14 protein-coding genes and 2 pseudogenes are annotated in these 17,076 nt (G+C 71.8%); 5 read left to right on the top strand and 11 right to left on the bottom strand.

Features of this window, described 5'->3' with window-relative positions:
- Positions 1-156: 156 nt before the first annotated feature.
- Positions 157-1,008 (top strand): serine hydrolase, encoded by an 852-nt coding sequence (locus ACLQ24_RS10295; protein ID WP_425890715.1) that lies wholly within the window; start codon positions 157-159, stop codon positions 1,006-1,008.
- Between the two features lie 11 nt (positions 1,009-1,019).
- On the opposite strand, the gene ACLQ24_RS10300 is transcribed toward ACLQ24_RS10295, so the two are convergent.
- From ACLQ24_RS10300 to ACLQ24_RS10315, 4 genes and pseudogenes are all read right to left on the bottom strand, one after another.
- Positions 1,020-1,817, bottom strand: a complete 798-nt coding sequence (locus tag ACLQ24_RS10300) for a tyrosine-protein phosphatase (protein ID WP_425890717.1) — start codon at positions 1,815-1,817, stop codon at positions 1,020-1,022.
- Between the two features lie 189 nt (positions 1,818-2,006).
- Positions 2,007-2,183 (bottom strand): annotated as a pseudogene (locus ACLQ24_RS10305) (zinc ribbon domain-containing protein); the annotation flags it as partial.
- Positions 2,184-2,247: 64 nt separating this feature from the next.
- Positions 2,248-2,472 (bottom strand): annotated as a pseudogene (locus ACLQ24_RS10310) (transposase); the annotation flags it as partial.
- Positions 2,473-2,811: 339 nt separating this feature from the next.
- Positions 2,812-2,913 carry a helix-turn-helix domain-containing protein gene (locus tag ACLQ24_RS10315; protein ID WP_425890719.1) on the bottom strand — a complete coding sequence of 34 codons (102 nt, stop codon included), beginning with the start codon at positions 2,911-2,913 and terminating at the stop codon, positions 2,812-2,814.
- Between the two features lie 102 nt (positions 2,914-3,015).
- Here ACLQ24_RS10315 and ACLQ24_RS10320 point away from each other — a divergent pair, with 102 nt between their 5' ends.
- Together ACLQ24_RS10320 and ACLQ24_RS10325 are read left to right on the top strand one after the other, a co-directional pair.
- On the top strand, positions 3,016-4,113 hold the full coding sequence (locus tag ACLQ24_RS10320) for a mandelate racemase/muconate lactonizing enzyme family protein (RefSeq protein WP_425890721.1): 1,098 nt from the start codon (positions 3,016-3,018) through the stop codon (positions 4,111-4,113).
- 60 nt (positions 4,114-4,173) lie between these two features.
- Positions 4,174-5,091, top strand: coding sequence for an NlpC/P60 family protein (locus ACLQ24_RS10325; protein ID WP_425890723.1), 918 nt, complete (start codon positions 4,174-4,176; stop codon positions 5,089-5,091).
- Between the two features lie 86 nt (positions 5,092-5,177).
- On the opposite strand, the gene ACLQ24_RS10330 is transcribed toward ACLQ24_RS10325, so the two are convergent.
- The 3 genes from ACLQ24_RS10330 to pnuC all read right to left on the bottom strand — a co-directional run bounded on the left by ACLQ24_RS10330 (position 5,178) and on the right by pnuC (position 8,248).
- Complete coding sequence (locus tag ACLQ24_RS10330) at positions 5,178-6,176, bottom strand: TerC family protein (protein ID WP_425890725.1); 999 nt, start codon at positions 6,174-6,176, stop codon at positions 5,178-5,180.
- Between the two features lie 300 nt (positions 6,177-6,476).
- Entirely contained in the window at positions 6,477-7,595 is a 1,119-nt protein-coding gene (locus tag ACLQ24_RS10335; protein WP_425890727.1) for an AAA family ATPase, read from the bottom strand.
- On the bottom strand, positions 7,592-8,248 hold the full coding sequence (gene pnuC, locus ACLQ24_RS10340; RefSeq protein ID WP_425890729.1) for a nicotinamide riboside transporter PnuC: 657 nt from the start codon (positions 8,246-8,248) through the stop codon (positions 7,592-7,594). The genes ACLQ24_RS10335 and pnuC overlap by 4 nt, the downstream gene beginning before the upstream one ends.
- A gap of 94 nt (positions 8,249-8,342) precedes the next feature.
- Here pnuC and ACLQ24_RS10345 point away from each other — a divergent pair, with 94 nt between their 5' ends.
- Positions 8,343-8,636: an antibiotic biosynthesis monooxygenase family protein gene (locus ACLQ24_RS10345; RefSeq protein WP_425890731.1), complete on the top strand. Its 294-nt coding sequence runs from the start codon at positions 8,343-8,345 to the stop codon at positions 8,634-8,636.
- Between the two features lie 101 nt (positions 8,637-8,737).
- On the opposite strand, the gene ACLQ24_RS10350 is transcribed toward ACLQ24_RS10345, so the two are convergent.
- Together ACLQ24_RS10350 and uvrB are read right to left on the bottom strand one after the other, a co-directional pair.
- Complete coding sequence (locus tag ACLQ24_RS10350; protein WP_425890733.1) at positions 8,738-9,595, bottom strand: helix-turn-helix domain-containing protein; 858 nt, start codon at positions 9,593-9,595, stop codon at positions 8,738-8,740.
- A 414-nt stretch (positions 9,596-10,009) separates the two neighbouring features.
- Entirely contained in the window at positions 10,010-12,118 is a 2,109-nt protein-coding gene (gene uvrB / locus ACLQ24_RS10355) for an excinuclease ABC subunit UvrB (protein WP_425890735.1), read from the bottom strand.
- A 313-nt stretch (positions 12,119-12,431) separates the two neighbouring features.
- Here uvrB and ACLQ24_RS10360 point away from each other — a divergent pair, with 313 nt between their 5' ends.
- Entirely contained in the window at positions 12,432-14,015 is a 1,584-nt protein-coding gene (locus tag ACLQ24_RS10360) for a hypothetical protein (RefSeq protein ID WP_425890737.1), read from the top strand.
- Between the two features lie 21 nt (positions 14,016-14,036).
- Here ACLQ24_RS10360 and coaE read toward each other — a convergent pair whose 3' ends face one another.
- Positions 14,037-15,221 carry a dephospho-CoA kinase gene (coaE, locus tag ACLQ24_RS10365; protein ID WP_425890739.1) on the bottom strand — a complete coding sequence of 395 codons (1,185 nt, stop codon included), beginning with the start codon at positions 15,219-15,221 and terminating at the stop codon, positions 14,037-14,039.
- Positions 15,222-15,532: 311 nt separating this feature from the next.
- Complete coding sequence (gene rpsA, locus ACLQ24_RS10370) at positions 15,533-17,032, bottom strand: 30S ribosomal protein S1 (protein WP_109819865.1); 1,500 nt, start codon at positions 17,030-17,032, stop codon at positions 15,533-15,535.
- Positions 17,033-17,076 lie beyond the last annotated feature (44 nt).

Genomic DNA, 17,076 nt, shown 5'->3' on the forward strand with positions numbered 1-17,076 from the left:
CACCTGCCGCGGGGGGGGGGGGCCGCCGCCCCCCCCACCCCCCCGGGGTCCCCACCCCCCCCGGGGGGGGGGGGGCGGCGGGGGCCCCCCGCGCCCTTTCGCACCCCGCCCGGGGTACATCCGTCCGGCGCCGGTTGATCAGCTACGGTCACCGGCATGACCTGGGATGATCTCGACGCCCACCTGGACACGGTGCCGGGCACCGTCTCGGCGTACGTGGGTCGACTGGGCGCGCCACCGACCTGGACCCGCCACGCCCGCGCCGGCCACTACGCCGCCAGCACGATGAAGGTGGCGGTGCTGGCCGCGCTGCACCGCGCCGCCGAGGCCGGCACGCTGGACCTGGACGCCGACGTCCCGGTGGTCAACGAGTTCGACTCGGCCCAGCCCGGTGCGCCCCGGTTCTCCTGCGCCCCGCACTACGACAACGACGACGCGGTCTGGGACCGGCTCGGCGGCACGGCGTCGCTGCGCTGGCTGGCCGAGCGGATGATCGTACGGTCCAGCAACCTGGCCACGAACCTGGTCATCGGGCACGTCGGGCTGCCCGTGGTGGCCGCGGTGTGGGCGCTGGCCGGTGCCCACGACAGCGTCACCGGCCGCGGCATCGAGGACTTCGCGGCCCGCGACGCCGGCATCACCAACACCGTCACCGCCGCCGACCTGGCCGCCCTGCTGGGCGCGCTGGCCAGCGGCGCCACCACTCCCGGTCGCCTCGCCTCGCCGGCCGGCTGCGCCGCTATGCTGGACGTGCTGCTCGCCCAGGAGCACCGCGAGGACCTGGCCGCCGGCCTGCCCGAGGGCACCCGGATCGCGCTCAAGAACGGCTGGGTACGCGGTGTGCGCCACGGTGCCGGCGTGGTGCTGCCCGACGATGCCCCGCCGTACGTCATCGCCGTGTGCACCACGACCGACCTGGACGACGGCGGCGAGGGGGCCGAGGACGACCCCTGCCGCCTGATCGCGCGCGTTTCGGCCGAGGTCTGGGCGGCCCGCCACCGGCTCTGAGCCGGACGGGTTCACTCCAACAGGTGCGCCCGCAGCGCCCCGACAACCTCGTCGGTCAGCCCCAACCCGTCGCGCAGGTAGCCGTCGAACGAGCCGTGCACCCGGCACACCTCGTCGTAGCCGGCGTCGAGGTACTCGGCGCGGACCTCCAGCACCGGCAGCACCGCGTCGACGTCCAGCTCGGGGTTCCGCCGGCGCATCGCCTCGACGATCACCGCCCGCAGACTGTCGGTCAGCTCGTTGTTGCGCAGGTACTCGGCGCGGATCGCGGCCTCGTCCACCCCGAGCGCGGTGAGCAGGATGACGGTGAGCCACCCGGTGCGGTCCTTGCCGGCCGAGCAGTGGTAGACCAACGGCAGATTGTCCGGCTCGGCGGCCAGCCGCGCCGCCGCGCCGAAGTTGACCCGCGCCGACTCCCCCGTGACGAACCACCGGTAGATCTCGGCCATCGCCCCCGCCGTGCCCCGCCGGGCCAGTTCCTCGTAGGAGTCGAGGTCGTGGCCGAGCAGCACCGCCGAGACGTATGTGAAGACCGGGTGTTCCGGATCGTGCACCGGCAGGTGCACCACCCGGGGCTCGCCGGCCAGCCGGTCCGTCGGGGCGACCGCGATCTCCGAGCCGTCCCGCAGATCGAGCACGCACGCCGGGCCCAGCTTCGCCAGCACCGGCAGGTCGGAGTCGGTGAGCCGGCCCAGGGCCGGGGAGCGGATCAACTGCCGGACGCGTACGCGCCGCCCGTCGACGCCGACGAGGCCACCCAGGTCACGCGCGTTCGGCGCACCCACCATCTCCCAGTCCCGCCCGGCCATCCGGTCCCCCTCCCTATGCCGAGGCAGTCCGCCCCGTGTACGCGCGCACGCGTATAGGGTGCCCCACTTGGCCTGCTCCGCCGCCTGAGGGGCGAAGCTCCCTCGGTCACCTGAGGGGAGTTCCTGTTTCACAGGGTCGCGCCTTCGCCGCTTGCGCGGGTGAGGTCTTACCGTCCCTCCACAGGCGTTTTACCTCTCCGCCAGTCCGGCGGCGAGAATGTTGCGGGCGGCGTTGACGTCGCGATCATGCACGGCATCGCAGCCGAGACACGTCCAAACACGAACGCCGAGGGTCATCGCGGTGTTGACCCGCCCGCACGCCGAGCAGGTCTTCGTGCTCGGATGCCAGCGGTCGACGGGGACGACGGTCCCGCCCGTACCAGGCCGCTTTGTACTCGATCATGCTGCGCAACCGCGTCCACGCCGCGTCGGAAATGGCGCGGGCCATGCGGTGATTGCGCAGCAAGTTACGAACGCTGAGGTCTTCGATCACGACCGTTTGGTTGTCACGGACGAGGCGAGTCGACAACTCATGCAGGTGATCGCGCCGCCGGTCGGCAATGCGGGCAGGGATCCGGGCCACCGCAACCCGCGCTTTGGCCCGATTTGCGGACTCCTTGGCTCTGCGGGACAGAGTGCGTTGCGCTTTGGCCAGCTTGCGCCGGTCAGCGCGCTCGTAACGCGGGGCGGCGCGTCCACCTTCGCCAGAGTCAGCTGGCCGTCACGCCAGCGGAATGCTGAGCGGGTGTACTCTGCCGACGCCCGCGACGCGCGCTTGGTCTTGAATCGCGGGTAGCGCGACCGCTTGTCCCAGAACGCCGAAAATCCGGCTTGCAGGTGCCGAAGCGTCTGCTGCAAGGGCACGGAGCTGACTTCGTTGAGGTAGGCCATCTCGGCGGTGCGTTTCCACTCGGTGAGCCACGCCGACGATTGCGCATAGGTGCTGCGTTGCCGATCGACCACCCATGCACGGGTACGCGCGTCAAGGGCAAGGTTATACCTTGCGGACGCAGCCAAAGGTGTGGCTGAGCTGCTCGGCTTGCGTGGCGGTCGGATAGAAGCGATACCTGTACGCTCGCTTCACCGCCTCACCCATGCCTCACATTCTAGCGGTCCATCGTGTAACACGAATATCGAAGGGAGGTAGCGGCGTTTCCTTCTTCGCCTGCAGGCGGAGGGGTCTCAAGCCGCGCCCCACATGACGATCTCGGCGGTACGCACCCACCGGGTTTCCGCCCCCTTACACACCCCGTTCGTCACCGCGCTGCGCCGCACCACCACCGTGGACACCCTGATCGTCGAGCTCATCGACGCCGATGGTCGGTCCGGCTTCGGCGAGGCACCGCAGGTGTGGCAGGTCACCGGCGCGTCGGTCGCCGGCGCGCAGGCGTGCGTACAGGAGTTGCTCGGTCCACTGCTCACCGGACGCGACCCGGACGACCTGGTGGCCCGCTGCGCCGAGGTGCAGCGGGCGGTGGTCGGCAACGAGGCGGCGAAGGCGGCGGTGGACGTCGCCCTGCACGACCTGGCCGCGCGGCGTCTGGACGTACCCCTGGCGAGGTTGCTCGGCGGCACGGCCCTGCGTGTGCCGACGGACGTCACTCTCGCCGCGGGCGACGCGGTCGACCTGGCGGCGGCCGCGCGTCAGCGGCGGGCCGACGGCTTCGGCGTGCTCAAGCTCAAGGTCGGCACGGATGCGGCCGGCGACCTGGACCGGGTACGGGCGGTGCGCGCGGCGGTCGGCGCCGGAGTGCGCATCCGGCTGGACGCCAACCAGGGCTGGACACCGCGCGAGGCGGTCCGGGTGATCCGCGGCATCGAGGACGCCGAGCTGGACGTGGAGCTGGTGGAGCAGCCGGTGGCCCGCTGGGACCTGGACGGGCTGGCGTGGGTCAGCGACCGGGTGTCGGTGCCGATCCTGGCCGACGAGGCGGTCTTCGGGGTCCGCGACCTGGTGGAGGTGATCCGTCGCCGGGCCGCCGACCTGGTCAACGTCAAGCTGGCCAAGTGTGGCGGGCTGCACCCGGCGCGCACCCTGCTGGAGTTGGCCCGCGCGCACGGGCTCGGCACGGTGGTCGGGTCGATGATGGAGAGTCAGGTCGGCATCGGCGCGGCGGCGAGCCTGGTGGCCGCGTACGGCACCACGGCGGTCGCCGACCTGGACGCCGCCTGGTGGCTGGCCTGGTCGCCGGTGCAGGGCGGAATTCGCTACGAGGGGTCGACAGTCGTCCTGCCGGATGCGCCTGGCCTGGGAATTTCTGGTCTGACTGAAGTAAAGATGCAGACTCGTGGTTGAGGATCGTCGCTTTTCTTCATAGGGTTCTCCCCGGACAGCCGAGACGAGCTGGGGGTCGACGTGCAGCTACAACCGGGCCGCAAGGCCGTCGTCCGGGTCGCGGTGGCGACGCTGTGGTCATCCCCCGAGGCGGTCCGGCCGGTCGACGGCCCCGCGCTCACAACCGGTGTCGACATCCCCACCTGGGTCTCCGGCCTGGACACCGACCAGCAGGTCGGCGACTGTGTGCTGAGTCAGCTCCTGCTCGGCGAGCGGGTGCTCGTCGACGAACTGCGCCCGGACGGCTGGGCGCGTGTCGTCGCCGTCGAGCAGCCGGCCGCCAAGCTCGACCCCCGGGGCTACCCGGGCTGGCTCCCCGCCGACCAACTGACCCCCCAGGACCCCACCGTCAGCGACGACCCGCTCGTTGTCGACGCCACCGTCACCGGGCTACGCGCCGCCCCGGCCGGGCCGGTGGTGCTGCCCGGAATCGTCGTGGGCACCCGCCTCGTCCCGGCCGGCCCGGCCCACGACGGCTGGCAACAGGTCCACGTCCCCGGTCAGGCCACGCCGCTCTGGCTGCCCGACGGACACCTCGCCCCGGCGCGGACCGGACCGCCCAGCGCCGCCGACGCGCTCGCGGTGGCCCAGCGGCTGCTGGACGTGGTCTACATCTGGGGCGGACTCTCGGCGTACGGCATCGACTGCTCGGGCCTCGTCCACCTGGCCTGGCGCCGGTTCGGCGTGCTGCTCCCCCGCGACGCCGACGACCAGGCCGGGGCGACGACCCCCCTCACGCTGGGCGCGGAACGCCCCGGCGACCTCTACTTCTTCGCCCGGCCCGGCCGGAAGATCCACCACATCGGCATCGTCACGGCCGTCGCCGACGGCTCCACGAACCGGCGGATGCTGCACGCCTGCTACCGGCGGCGTCGGGTGCTCGAGGAGCGTCTGCCGGCCGACCGCACGGCCACTCTCGTCGGCGTGCACCGGGTCTGACCGGCCGGACCCGTCACCGCGCCCGGACGGTTAGGGCCTGTTTCATGAGGGCGGCCGGCCAGTCCTCATGAAACAGGCCCTGAGGCTCAGCGTCGGGCCTCGGCCAACTCCCGACGCCGGTCGCGGGCGGACTTGATCAGGCTGGCGACGGTGGCGATGCCCAGCGTGCCGATGATGACCAGCAGGGACAGCCAGATCGGGATGTGCGGCGCCCACGCGACGTGCTTCCCACCGTTGATGAACGGCAGGTTGTTGTCGGCCAGCGCCTCCAGCACCAGCTTGACCCCGATGAAGCCCAGCACGACCGCCAGCCCGTAGCTGAGGTAGATCAACCGGTCGAGCAGGCCACCGAGCAGGAAGTAGAGCTGACGCAGACCCATCAGCGCGAAGACGTTCGCGGTGAAGACCAGGTACGGCTCCTGCGTGATCCCGAAGATCGCCGGGATCGAGTCCAGCGCGAAGATCAGGTCGGTGGTGCCGATCGCGATCATCACGATGAGCATCGGGGTGAACAGCCGCCGCCCGTTCTCGTGGGTCGTCAGCTTCGCGTCGTCGTAGCCCTTGGAGATGGGCAGCGCCCGACGGCTCCACCGGATCAGGATGTTCTCGGAGAACTCGCCCTCGTCCGGCTCACCCTGGCGGGCCAGGTTGACCGCCGTGTAGATCAGGAACGCGCCGAAGATGTAGAAGACCCAGGAGAACTGCGAGATCAACGCCGCGCCGGCGGCGATGAACCCGCCGCGCATCACCAACGCCAGCACTATCCCGATGAGCAGCACCTTCTGCTGGTACTGCCGGGGCACCCCGAACCGGGCCATGATGATGACGAAGACGAAGAGGTTGTCCACCGAGAGGCTGTACTCGGTGAGCCAGCCGGTGTAGAACTGCCCCGCCGCGCTGGCCCCCGAGGCCAGCCAGACGCCGGCGCCGAAGAGCAGGGCGAGGCCGACGTAGAAGGCGACCCAGAGGCTCGACTCGCGCACGCTCGGCTCGTGGGGACGCCGACCGATGATCAACAGATCGACGAGCAGCACCGCAGACAGCGCGACGAGCGTTGCCGCCCACACCAATCCGGACACGTCCAACGTTCATTCCTCCGGCAGACACGCGGCGTCGGGCACACCGTACGCCCCTGCCGGGGCCGGCGTGCCGCTGTCGCTCACTCTGGTGACTGTCGGAGGTCTCTTCCGCCTCCGGCCCGCGAACGGGACGGCGACCGACGAAGCCGGGTCGGTCGCCGAGGATCCGGCGATCGTCCGTGCTGACGACTTCGTCACGGGGGAATACTCCCCTCCTCGGGGACCATTGTTGCCCACCACGCGCCGTGATCACACCTGAGGCGCCGCGTGGTGCGAGCGGCTCCGCGACACACCCTCCTGGTCGTCCTAGGAGGCTAGCGTGTCGGGTGCGGTGATCGGCTCCGCGAACGACCAGCCCGCCGCCAACAGGTCGTCGCAGACCTGCACGGCCCGCGCCAGCCGCTCGGCGTGCGACCCGGTCAACTCCACCACCGGCACGCCGGACCCGGCCAACTCGTCCCGGAACCGCCCGGTCATCCAGGCCCGCAGGTGCTCGCCGTCGCGCAACCCGTCGTCGGCGAAGGGCACGTCCCGGTGGTCGGTCAGCAGGTACAGCGCCGGCCGGCGGGCCGCCTCCCGCACCTGCGGCGACGCGTTGCCCAGGTAGCGCTCCTCCCAGACCGCGGTGGCCCGCGCGTCGGTGTCGCAGAACAGCAACGGCCCCGACGATCGGGCCGCCGCGTCCTCGGCCGCCTGCTGCTCGCGAACCACCACGCGGAAGTCGTCCCGGTCCCAGCCGACGTCGAAGATTGTCGCCCCGGGCGACCGCTCCCACAGCCGGGCGAGCTTGCGTGCCGTCAACTCCCGGCCGTACTCCGGCACCCAGACGGTGCCGTAGTGCGCCGCGAGCGCCTCGGCCATCGTGGTGGTGCCGGTCGACTCGGCGCCGACCACCACGACCCGCCGCACGAGAAAGGCCCGCACCGGCGGGCTCAGCCACCGCCAGTGACCGGCCGGGTCCGCGCGCACCGCCGTCCCGGACACCGGCACGGTCCGCCGATCCTGATCCACCGACACGGGTACGGCCCCGAAGCGGCGGGCCAGCTCCACGCCGTACGCCTCGGAGGAGAAGACGGCGTCCACCTTCTCCGGCCCGACCGCCGCACGGAACACCGCGCAGTGCGCATCCCAGACCGCCGGGTCGGCGTAGTCCACCGGGTGGTCGTCGTACCGGCCGACGAACCGGACCCACGGCGTGTCCGCGTGCACCTCCCGCAGCCAGTCCAACCGGGCCGCGAGCGGGATCGACTCCCGCCGCGACGGCGCCACCACCACGGTGAGCACGGCGCAGCGGGCGGCCGCCGCCGCGATCAGGGCGTGGTGGCCGGCGTGCGGCGGATAGAACTTCCCCACCACCATCCCGTGCCCGAACTCGGGCACCCAGCTCGGCTGAGCTGGCGTACGGTCCGAAGCCCGCCCGTTCACGCGCGCACCGGCGCCGGGCCGGGCGGCACCGGGGTCACCCGGTCGAGCCGGCGCTCATCGGCCCGCCAGGCCCGCAGCCCGACCACACACAGGGCGAGGAAGACCAGGTACAGCACGGCGGTCAGGTGCAGACCCTTGTAGGCGTACAGCGGGATGTAGATGAGATCGGCGGCGATCCAGAGCCACCAGCTCTCCACCCGCTTGCGGGTCTGCCCGTACGTCGCCAGCAGGGACAGGGCCGTCGTCAGCGCGTCCGGCAGCGGCACCGTCGAGTCGGTGACCCGGTCCAGCAGGGCCCAGAGCGCGCCGGTGAGCAGCACACCGACGACCGCCAGCGTCACCCACTCCCGCCGGCCGGTCCGGCTCACCGTGAGGCGGGTCCGCCGCTCGCCACCGAACAACCAGTGCCACCAGCCGTAGCAGCCCAGCGCCACGTAGACGACCTGGAGCCCGGCGTCGGCGTACAACCCGGCCGTCCAGAACAGCAGCATGAGCAGCAGCACGTTGGCGATGCCGATCGGCCAGTTGGCGACGCGCTGCCGGGCCACCAGCCACACGTTGAGCACGCCGGTGGCGAACCCCAGCAGTTCCGCCCAGGTGGTGCCGACGCCGGCCACCCGGAACGCGGTGCCGGTGAGCCAGTCGATGATCATGATGCCCCCTCCCGGCACACCTTAGGGCGTGTGCCGACGCCGGAACAGGCCCCGCGGCACCCCCACGACCCCGGGCCGTGAAAGGCTTGCCGGCATGGTGCTTGAGGTCGCGCTGATCGACGTACTGCCCGGACACGAGGACGCGTTCGCCGCCGCGTACGCCCAGGGTCACCCGGTGCTCGCCGGAACGCCCGGCTGCCGGTCGGTCCGGATGACCCGGGGCATCGAGTCCACCACCCGGTTCGTGCTGCTGGTGGAGTGGGACTCGGTCGAGGCGCACGAGAAGAACTTCCGGGACACCGACCGGTTCGCGCAGTGGCGCGCGCTCATCGGGCCGCACTTCGCCGGCCCGCCGCTCGTCGAGCACTTCCTCGACGTACCGGCCTGAGTGGAGCTGTCGTACCCCGCGGTTATCGTGCTCCCGCACGCGCGGGTCGCCGGTCCCGACGGTCTCGGGGGCGCCGGGCCCGGTGGCCGCGCGGGTGAGCCCTACTGCCCGACGCGGCGGGCCAACGCGGTGACCGTCTCCTCCGGTGACAACGCCGCCGCCAGCAGCGCCGCGGTCATCCGCTCGTACCTGTCGACGTCGAGCATGGTCGCCAGGCGGACGTCGGTGGTCAACGCCTCCAACATCACCGTCCGCGGATCCGCCGGGTCGGGAAAGGCATACCAGGAGTACGGCGTGAGGGGGTGCAGCCCGCCGCCCGCCACCCCGCGGGGCAGCAGCCGCACCGTCACGTGCGCCAGCCCGGTCACCGCCACCAGGTGCCGCAACTGCTCACGCCAGGTGTCGAGCGGCAGGTCACCCGGGTCGCACACCGCCTCGGCGAGCACCGCCGTGTAGCGCGGCGGGTCGGCCCGCCGCAGCATCTCCTGGCGCAGCGCCCGGGCCCGCACCTCGGCCTCCACGTCGACCTCGGGGCTGAGCAGGACGCCGGCGGCGACCCGGGAGCGGGCGTACGCCGGCGTCTGGAGCAGCCCCGGCACGACCGACGGCTGGTACTCCACGATGTCGGCCGCGCCCGCCTCCAACTCGGCGTAGACACGCTGCCGTTCGCTCATCTCGCCGAGCGTCTTCCACCAGCCGCGACTGGTGGCGGCGTCCCGCGCGATCACGATCAGCGCGTCCCGGGCCGGCCCGGGCACCTGGTAGACGTCGAGCAGATCCAGCACATCGGCGAGATCCGGACGGCTCTGCCCCAGCTCGATGCGGGACAGCTTCGACGTCGAGGCCCAGCCCAACCGGTCGCAGACCTGTTCCAGGGTCAGCGCCTCGCGTCGGCGTAACTGACGCAGCTCAGCGCCGAGCCGCGCGCGTCGAATGACAGGACTTGTTGGCAACGGCATCCCCGCCTCCCCATCGAGGGAGCGTACGCAGGACGATCACCCAGTGCAATAGCGTGCTTGCGTACCGCAACCGAGGTGATCGTGCCTAGCCGGGACATCCGGTGCCGAACAGGCCAACGTTCCCTACTCAGGGCCGGTACGTGCCGAATGACCCGCACCGCGCCACCGGGCTGTCGGCGCGGCCGGGACGCCCCCCCCACGTCCCTGGACCCAAGTCGGTCTCGGACCGCCACCGTTGTCGGGCCGCCACCGTTGTCGGGCCGCCACCGTTGTCGGGCCGCCACCGTTGTCGGGCCGCCACCGTTGTCGGGCCGCGTTCTCGGTCCGCCGGATCTCGCGTCAGACGGCGGAGCGTGCGGCGAGGAGCGCCGCCGGAGCGCCGCCGGCGAACTGGTGGAAGTCCCGGATGAGATGTCACTTCACGCCGGCGGCGTCCATGCCGCGTAGCTCCTTCTTCAGGTCGGCGACCTCGTCGCGAATCCGCGCCGCCAGCTCGAACTGCAGCTCGCGGGCCGCAGCCAGCATCTGATCGTTGAGCTCCTGAATGAGCTGGGCGAGGTCGGCGCGGGCCATCCCCTCCCGTGAGGTGGTGGCGGCGGTGGCCCGGCTGCGGCTGCGGGTCTCCTTGACGGGTGCCTTGCCCCGGGAGAGCTGGCGGACCGCGCCGCCGACCCGGGAGTTCTCGGTGTCCTCCGCCTCGCGGTAGATGTCGTCCAGGATGTCGTGGATCTTCTTGCGCAGTGGCTCCGGACTGATGCCGTGTGCCTCGTTGTGCGCGGTCTGCTTGGCACGACGCCGGTCGGTCTCGTCGATCGCCGCCGCCATCGACGGCGTGATCTTGTCGGCGTACATGTGCACCTGGCCCGAGACGTTACGGGCGGCCCGCCCGATGGTCTGGATCAGGGACCGGCCGCTGCGCAGGAAGCCTTCCTTGTCGGCGTCGAGGATCGCCACCAGCGACACCTCGGGCAGGTCCAGACCCTCGCGGAGCAGGTTGATGCCGACCAGCACGTCGTACTCGCCCTTGCGCAGCTCGCGCAGCAACTCGACCCGGCGCAGCGTGTCGACCTCGGAGTGCAGGTAGCGCACCCGGACGCCGTTCTCGAGCAGGTAGTCCGACAGGTCCTCGGCCATCTTCTTGGTCAGCGTCGTGACGAGCACCCGCTCGTCACGGTCGGTCCGCAGTTTGATCTCGTGCATCAGGTCGTCGATCTGACCCTTGGTCGGCTTGATCACGACCTGCGGGTCGACCAGACCGGTGGGGCGGATGACCTGCTCGACGAACTCGCCCTGGGCCTGCTCCATCTCCCACGTACCGGGGGTCGCGGAGAGGCAGACCATCTGGCCGACCCGCTCCAGGAACTCGTCGAAGCGCAGCGGGCGGTTGTCGGCGGCGCTGGGCAGCCGGAACCCGTGGTCGATGAGCATCCGCTTGCGGGAGGCATCACCCTCGTACATGCTGCCGATCTGCGGGATCGTCACGTGCGACTCGTCGACCACCGTGAGGAAGTCGTCCGGGAAGTAGTCGAGCAGGCAGTGCGGCGGGCTACCCGGCAGCCGCCCGTCCATGTGCATCGAGTAGTTCTCGATGCCGGAGCAGAAGCCCACCTGCCGCATCATCTCGATGTCGTACGTCGTGCGCATCCGCAGCCGCTGCGCCTCCAGCAGCTTGCCCTGGCGCTCCAGCTCGGCCAGCCGCTCGGTCAGCTCCGCCTCGATGTCGCGGATGGCCCGCTCCATCCGCTCCGGGCCCGCCGCGTAGTGCGTCGCCGGGAAGATCACCAACTGGTCGACCTCGCGGACCACGTCACCAGTCAACGGGTTGAGGTAGTAGAGCTTCTCCACCTCGTCACCGAACAGCTCGATGCGGACGGCCAGCTCCTCGTACGCCGGGATGATCTCCAACGTGTCACCGCGGACCCGGAACGTGCCCCGCTGGAAGGCCATGTCGTTGCGCGTGTACTGGATGTCGACCAGCCGGCGCAGCAGCTGGTCGCGGTCGAGATCCTGGCCGACCCGGACCTTGACCGCCCGGTCCAGGTATTCCTCGGGGGTGCCCAGGCCGTAGATCGCCGAGACGGTGGCCACCACGATCACGTCGCGGCGGGTGAGCAGCGACATCGTCGCCGAGTGGCGCAGCCGCTCGACCTCCTCGTTGATCGAGGAGTCCTTCTCGATGTAGGTGTCGGTCTGCGGGATGTACGCCTCAGGCTGGTAGTAGTCGTAGTACGACACGAAGTATTCGACCGCGTTGTGCGGCAGCAGCTCGCTGAACTCCTTGGCCAGCTGCGCGCAGAGTGTCTTGTTCGGGGCGAGCACCAGGGTCGGGCGCTGCAGCCGCTCGATGAGCCACGCGGTGGTGGCGCTCTTGCCGGTGCCGGTCGCGCCGAGGAGCACCGAGGTCCGGTCGCCGCGCCGCACCCGGCGCTCAAGGTCATCGATGGCGGCCGGCTGGTCGCCGGCCGGCTGGAATTCGCTGACGACCTGGAAGCGGCCGTCGAGCCGAGGAATGTCGAGCGCCATGACCTCAACGGTACGCCGCAGGTCCGACATGTTCGGCCGTCGCGCAGGGTACGTGATCGGCTTCAATATTCCCATTGTGTGGCCCATATCACCGGGACTACCCTCTTCATGTAGGCCGCTCGCGGCGGCCGACCGGGCCCGGTGGCCAGGCCGTCATCACGGCCGGTCGCCGCCGGCACAGCGGTCGCAGCACCCGGCTCGTCCGGCGTGCGCACCCGTGTGGTCGCGCTCACGGCGCAGACCGGCCGCCGCGAGCGCCCCTACTCGTCGCTCCCCGCTCGTCACCCGGTGCCGTCCCGCCCGTTTCACATCCGTGGACACCTCTGGAGCCCCGGCACCCTCCTCCGACACCGCCCGCGCTGGCACCACGGACCGCAGCGCCGACATGTCCCCCGACCCCGGCGGCCGCCCCGTCGAGGGCCACGGCGCCGGACGTTCCCGGGCCCGCCGCCGCCGTACGCTGCTGCTCCTGCTCGCCCTGACCGCGGTGACGTCGGCGGCGGCCTTGGTGGTCGGGCTGCTGAGCTGGACGCCCGACCCACCCGCGCCGGCCCGGCCGCTGACCGTCGCCGAGGCCGAGCGGTTGGCCGCCATGCGGGTCACCAACCTGCGGGACCTACGCGCTGGTCTGCACGTCACCGCCGGCGACGGCGCCGCCCGTACCGAACTGGTGGGCTGGGTGGACTGGTCGCGGCCCCTGCTCTACCTGGACGTGGGCGGGCCGGGGGCAGGCGCCGACCGCGGCCTGTTGCAGAGCGGCGGCCCGGTCCTCGTGGTCCGGCCGGACCCGAGCGCCGTGCCCACCCCGGCCGCGCCACCGCTGGTGCCCCCGGCGGACCGCTGGCAACTGCGTCACCTGACGCCCGGCACGGGCCTGGCACCGGTCCTCGACCTGCTCCTCGGCCTCGCCGCCGACCGTCCGGACCGAGCCCCGACCGGTGGTGACGCCCGCTGGGTCGCCGAGGACGTGGACGCAGCCGGGACGCTGGACGTGCTGCAGGCGTCGCTGGCCACCACGGCGCCCAGCCCCGGCGGCACCGCACCGGCCGGCACCGCACCGGCCGGCACCGCACCGGCCGGCACCATGGCGGCCGGCACCGCAGCGGCCGGAGGGGACGCGTCGGCCCGCTACTGGCTCGACCGGGACGGCCGACTGCACAAGCTGGTGACCCGGCTGCCCGGCGTCGGGCCGGTCACGGTGCTCCTCGACCGGATCGACCGTCCCACGCTGCACCCGGTGGACGCGCTCGGCGGCCGACCCGGTCTGCCACGGGCGCTCACGGACGCCGAGCAGCGACGGTTGGACGCGCTGCCGGCCCGACTGCGCGGTCAGGGCGGCGCCACGCTGACGCTGACCGCGCCGCTGGGCGTCGACACCAACCTGCGGGGCACCGGTTGGTTGAGCTGGACCGCCCGCACCGCCTACGTGGCGGTCGCCGACCTCGGCGTACCCGGTCGCCGCACCCTGCTATACCGCGACGCCGCATGCCTGTCCCGCACGGACGTACCGGCCGAGGCCGGTGGTGGTGGCACCGCCGAGACCCCCGGGCGGCCTCCGTTCCCGGTCCCCTCCGGCGCGTGGCGGACCACCCGGTCCGCCCGGGACGACCTGGACCTGCTGGTCGACGCCGCGGTGAGTGCCGCCGGCCCGCTGGCGCGGCGTGATGCGCCCGTGCGCGTCCGCGAGGACCTCGCCGACGGTCGGACCGTCGACGTGGTGGAACTCCGCGTGGCGGACGCATGGCTGCGCTACTGGATCGGCCGGGACGGTTCGCTGCGCAGGGTGGAGCTGCGCACCGGCCCGGGCGCGTGGGCACAGCTGGACCTCGATCCCGCCGTCGTCCCCCGCCTCGCTCCGCCACCGCGCGCCGCCACCCGACCGAGCGGAACACGCTGACCACGGGACCCGGCACGTCCCTCAGGGCCGCCAGCCGGTCTGCGCGGCCCACTGCTCGGCCCGCAGGTACTCCTCGTCGAACCAGGGGTCGCCGGCCGTGCCGGAGTCACCGACGGGCGGCGCAGCGTCCACCAGATCCCGCTTGAGCAGCAGGTACGCGGACCGCTGATCCGGGTCGGCGCGCAGATGGTCCCGCGTGAGCAGCGCGTACCGCCAGCCGGGCGAATTCGCCGCCCGCACGTGTAGACGCACCGGGCGATCCGGGTCGGCGCTGCCGTGCAGCCGCTTCTCCCACCGCCCCCGGCCGGCCGGACGCGGATCGTCCCACCAGTGCCCCGGCACCCGGGGGAATCCCGCGCTCGCCAGCCGGTCGGCCAGCGGCCCGTCGGCGTCCGCGAGGCTGGGCACGGCGAGCTGCACGTCGATGACGTCGTCGGCGGCGAGGCCGGGCACCGCGGTCGCGCCGATGTGGTCGATCCGCAGGTCTGCCGGGTCGAGCGCGTGGCGGATACGGGCCGCCAGCCGTGCGTACTGCTCGGGCCAGCTCGGGTCGGCCTCGGGCGCGTCGCCGCGCGCGGGTGGCCGCGCGACCCGCCGCTGCCGCAGGTTGTGCTCGTAGGGTTGCAGCCGCTGCCGCCACAGCATGTCCACGGCGGCGTGCAGTGCCACCAGACTCCCGTCGTTGGTCAACACCACGTCGGCGACCGCCCGCCGGCGGTCGTCGTCGGCCTGCGCGGCGATCCGCCGCTCGGCCTCCGCGCGGTCCATCCCCCGGTCGCGCGTCAGCCGCTCCAGTCGGATCGGCACGGCCGTCTGCACCACGACCACCAGGTGGTACGTCGGCGCGAGCCCCACCTCCACCAACAGCGGTACGTCGTTGACGACGATCGCGTCCGGCGGCACCGCCGCGACCAACTCGGCGGTGCGCGCCCGTACCCGAGGATGGGTGATCGCCTCCAGCCGGCCGCGGGCGGCCTCGTCGGAGAACACCCTCGCGCCCAGCGCGGCGCGGTCCAGCGCGCCGTCGGCGTCCAGCACCGCCGCTGAGAAGGTGGCGACGATCTCCGCGAGGCCCTCGGTGCCCGGCGCGACGACCTCCCGGGCGACCTGGTCGGCGTCCACGAGCACCGCGCCCAACTCCACCAGCCGCGCGGCCACCGCGCTCTTGCCCGACCCGATCCCGCCGGTCAAACCCACTCTCAGCACGAGACCAGTCAACCGGATCACGGCTCGCCCGCCAAACACGCCCACCCCGCGAGGAACCCGTAGGCGCCCTGACCTGTCACGCGCTTCCTCTGCTCTGCTTCAGCCCAGGAGACACGTGCCGTCCGGTAATCGGAGACCGACCGTTTCCTCCGTTGCAGCAGAGCAAAGCGCGCGAGGTGACCGGTGCCCCGCCATCGCCTCCCCCATGAGTGGTCATCGCGACACCGGCGGCGCGGTGACCACATGGCGAAGGCCCCGCCTCCGACGATCCGAAGATCGCGGGAGACGGGGCCTGTCGTCGTATCAGCGGGTCACTTACCGCCGGCGAGCTTCTCCCGCAGAGCGGCGAGCGCCTCGTCGGTGGCCAGGGTGCCGGCCGGCTCCTCGGCCTGCCGGCTCGGGGCCGGGCTGGACGAGGAGGTGGTGCCACCGCCGGCAGCCGGGACGGCCGGGGTCGGGTTGGCAGCGGCCTCGGCGTCGGCGGCGCGAGAGGTCTGCACCTGCTTGGTGTGGGCCTCCCAGCGCTGACGGGCCTCGGCGTACTGGTTCTCCCAGGTCTCGCGCTGCTTGTCGTACCCCTCGAGCCACTCGCCCGTCTCCGGGTCGAAGCCCTCCGGGTAGATGTAGTTGCCCTCGGCGTCGTACGTCGCGGCCATGCCGTAGAGGGTCGGGTCGAAGTGCTCCTCGCCCTCGACGAAGCCCTCGTTGGCCTGCTTGAGCGACAGCGAGATCCGGCGGCGCTCGAGGTCGATGTCGATGACCTTGACCATGACCTCGGAGCCGACCTGGACGACCTGCTCCGGGATCTCCACGTGGCGCTCGGCCAGCTCGGAGATGTGGACCAGGCCCTCGATGCCGTCGTCCACGCGGACGAACGCACCGAACGGAACCAGCTTGGTGACCTTACCCGGCACGATCTGCTGGATCGCGTGGGTGCGGGCGAACTGCCGCCACGGGTCCTCCTGCGTCGCCTTCAGCGACAGGGAGACGCGCTCGCGGTCCAGGTCGACGTCCAGGACCTCGACCTCGACCTCCTGGCCCACCTCGACGACCTCGGACGGGTGGTCGATGTGCTTCCAGGACAGCTCGGAGACGTGCACCAGACCGTCGACGCCGCCGAGGTCCACGAAGGCGCCGAAGTTGACGATCGAGGACACGACGCCCTTGCGGACCTGGCCCTTCTGCAGCTTGTTGAGGAACTCGGTGCGCACCTCGGACTGCGTCTGCTCGAGCCAGGCCCGGCGGGACAGCACCACGTTGTTGCGGTTCTTGTCCAGCTCGATGATCTTGGCTTCGAGCTCGCGCCCAACGTACGGCTGCAGGTCACGCACGCGCCGCATCTCGACCAGGGACGCGGGCAGGAAGCCGCGCAGGCCGATGTCGAGGATGAGACCACCCTTGACGACCTCGATGACCGAGCCGCGGACGACACCGTCCTCGTCCTTGATCTTCTCGATCGTGCCCCAGGCCCGCTCGTACTGCGCCCGCTTCTTGGAGAGGATCAGACGCCCCTCCTTGTCCTCCTTCTGAAGGACCAGGGCCTCGATGTGGTCGCCAACCGTCACAACCTCGGCGGGGTCGACGTCGTGCTTGATCGACAACTCCCGAGAGGGGATGACACCCTCGGTCTTGTAGCCGATGTCGAGCAGGACCTCGTCCCGATCGACCTTGACGACGGTGCCTTCGACAATGTCGCCGTCGTTGAAGTACTTGATGGTCTCGTCGATCGCGGCGAGGAAAGCCTCCTCGGAACCGAGATCGTCGTGGGTGACCCGGGTGGCGCTCGAGGGGGCCTCGATGCTGCTCGTCATGTGGGCGGTTGCTCCGGTCGGTGGGTTGTCACAGCAGGCTGGTG

This window comes from Micromonospora sp. DT4 (assembly GCF_049841675.1).
Classification (GTDB): domain Bacteria; phylum Actinomycetota; class Actinomycetes; order Mycobacteriales; family Micromonosporaceae; genus Micromonospora.

Excerpts from the sequence above, each read along its gene's own strand:
- rpsA (WP_109819865.1), bottom strand. The coding sequence starts at position 17,032 with ATGACGAGCAGCATCGAGGCCCCCTCGAGCGCCACCCGGGTCACCCAC.
- ACLQ24_RS10345 (WP_425890731.1), top strand. The coding sequence starts at position 8,343 with ATGGTGCTTGAGGTCGCGCTGATCGACGTACTGCCCGGACACGAGGAC.
- ACLQ24_RS10315 (WP_425890719.1), bottom strand. The coding sequence starts at position 2,913 with ATGGGTGAGGCGGTGAAGCGAGCGTACAGGTATCGCTTCTATCCGACC.
- ACLQ24_RS10300 (WP_425890717.1), bottom strand. The coding sequence starts at position 1,817 with ATGGCCGGGCGGGACTGGGAGATGGTGGGTGCGCCGAACGCGCGTGAC.
- pnuC (WP_425890729.1), bottom strand. The coding sequence starts at position 8,248 with ATGATCATCGACTGGCTCACCGGCACCGCGTTCCGGGTGGCCGGCGTC.
- ACLQ24_RS10295 (WP_425890715.1), top strand. The coding sequence starts at position 157 with ATGACCTGGGATGATCTCGACGCCCACCTGGACACGGTGCCGGGCACC.
- uvrB (WP_425890735.1), bottom strand. The coding sequence starts at position 12,118 with ATGGCGCTCGACATTCCTCGGCTCGACGGCCGCTTCCAGGTCGTCAGC.
- ACLQ24_RS10320 (WP_425890721.1), top strand. The coding sequence starts at position 3,016 with ATGACGATCTCGGCGGTACGCACCCACCGGGTTTCCGCCCCCTTACAC.
- ACLQ24_RS10350 (WP_425890733.1), bottom strand. The coding sequence starts at position 9,595 with ATGCCGTTGCCAACAAGTCCTGTCATTCGACGCGCGCGGCTCGGCGCT.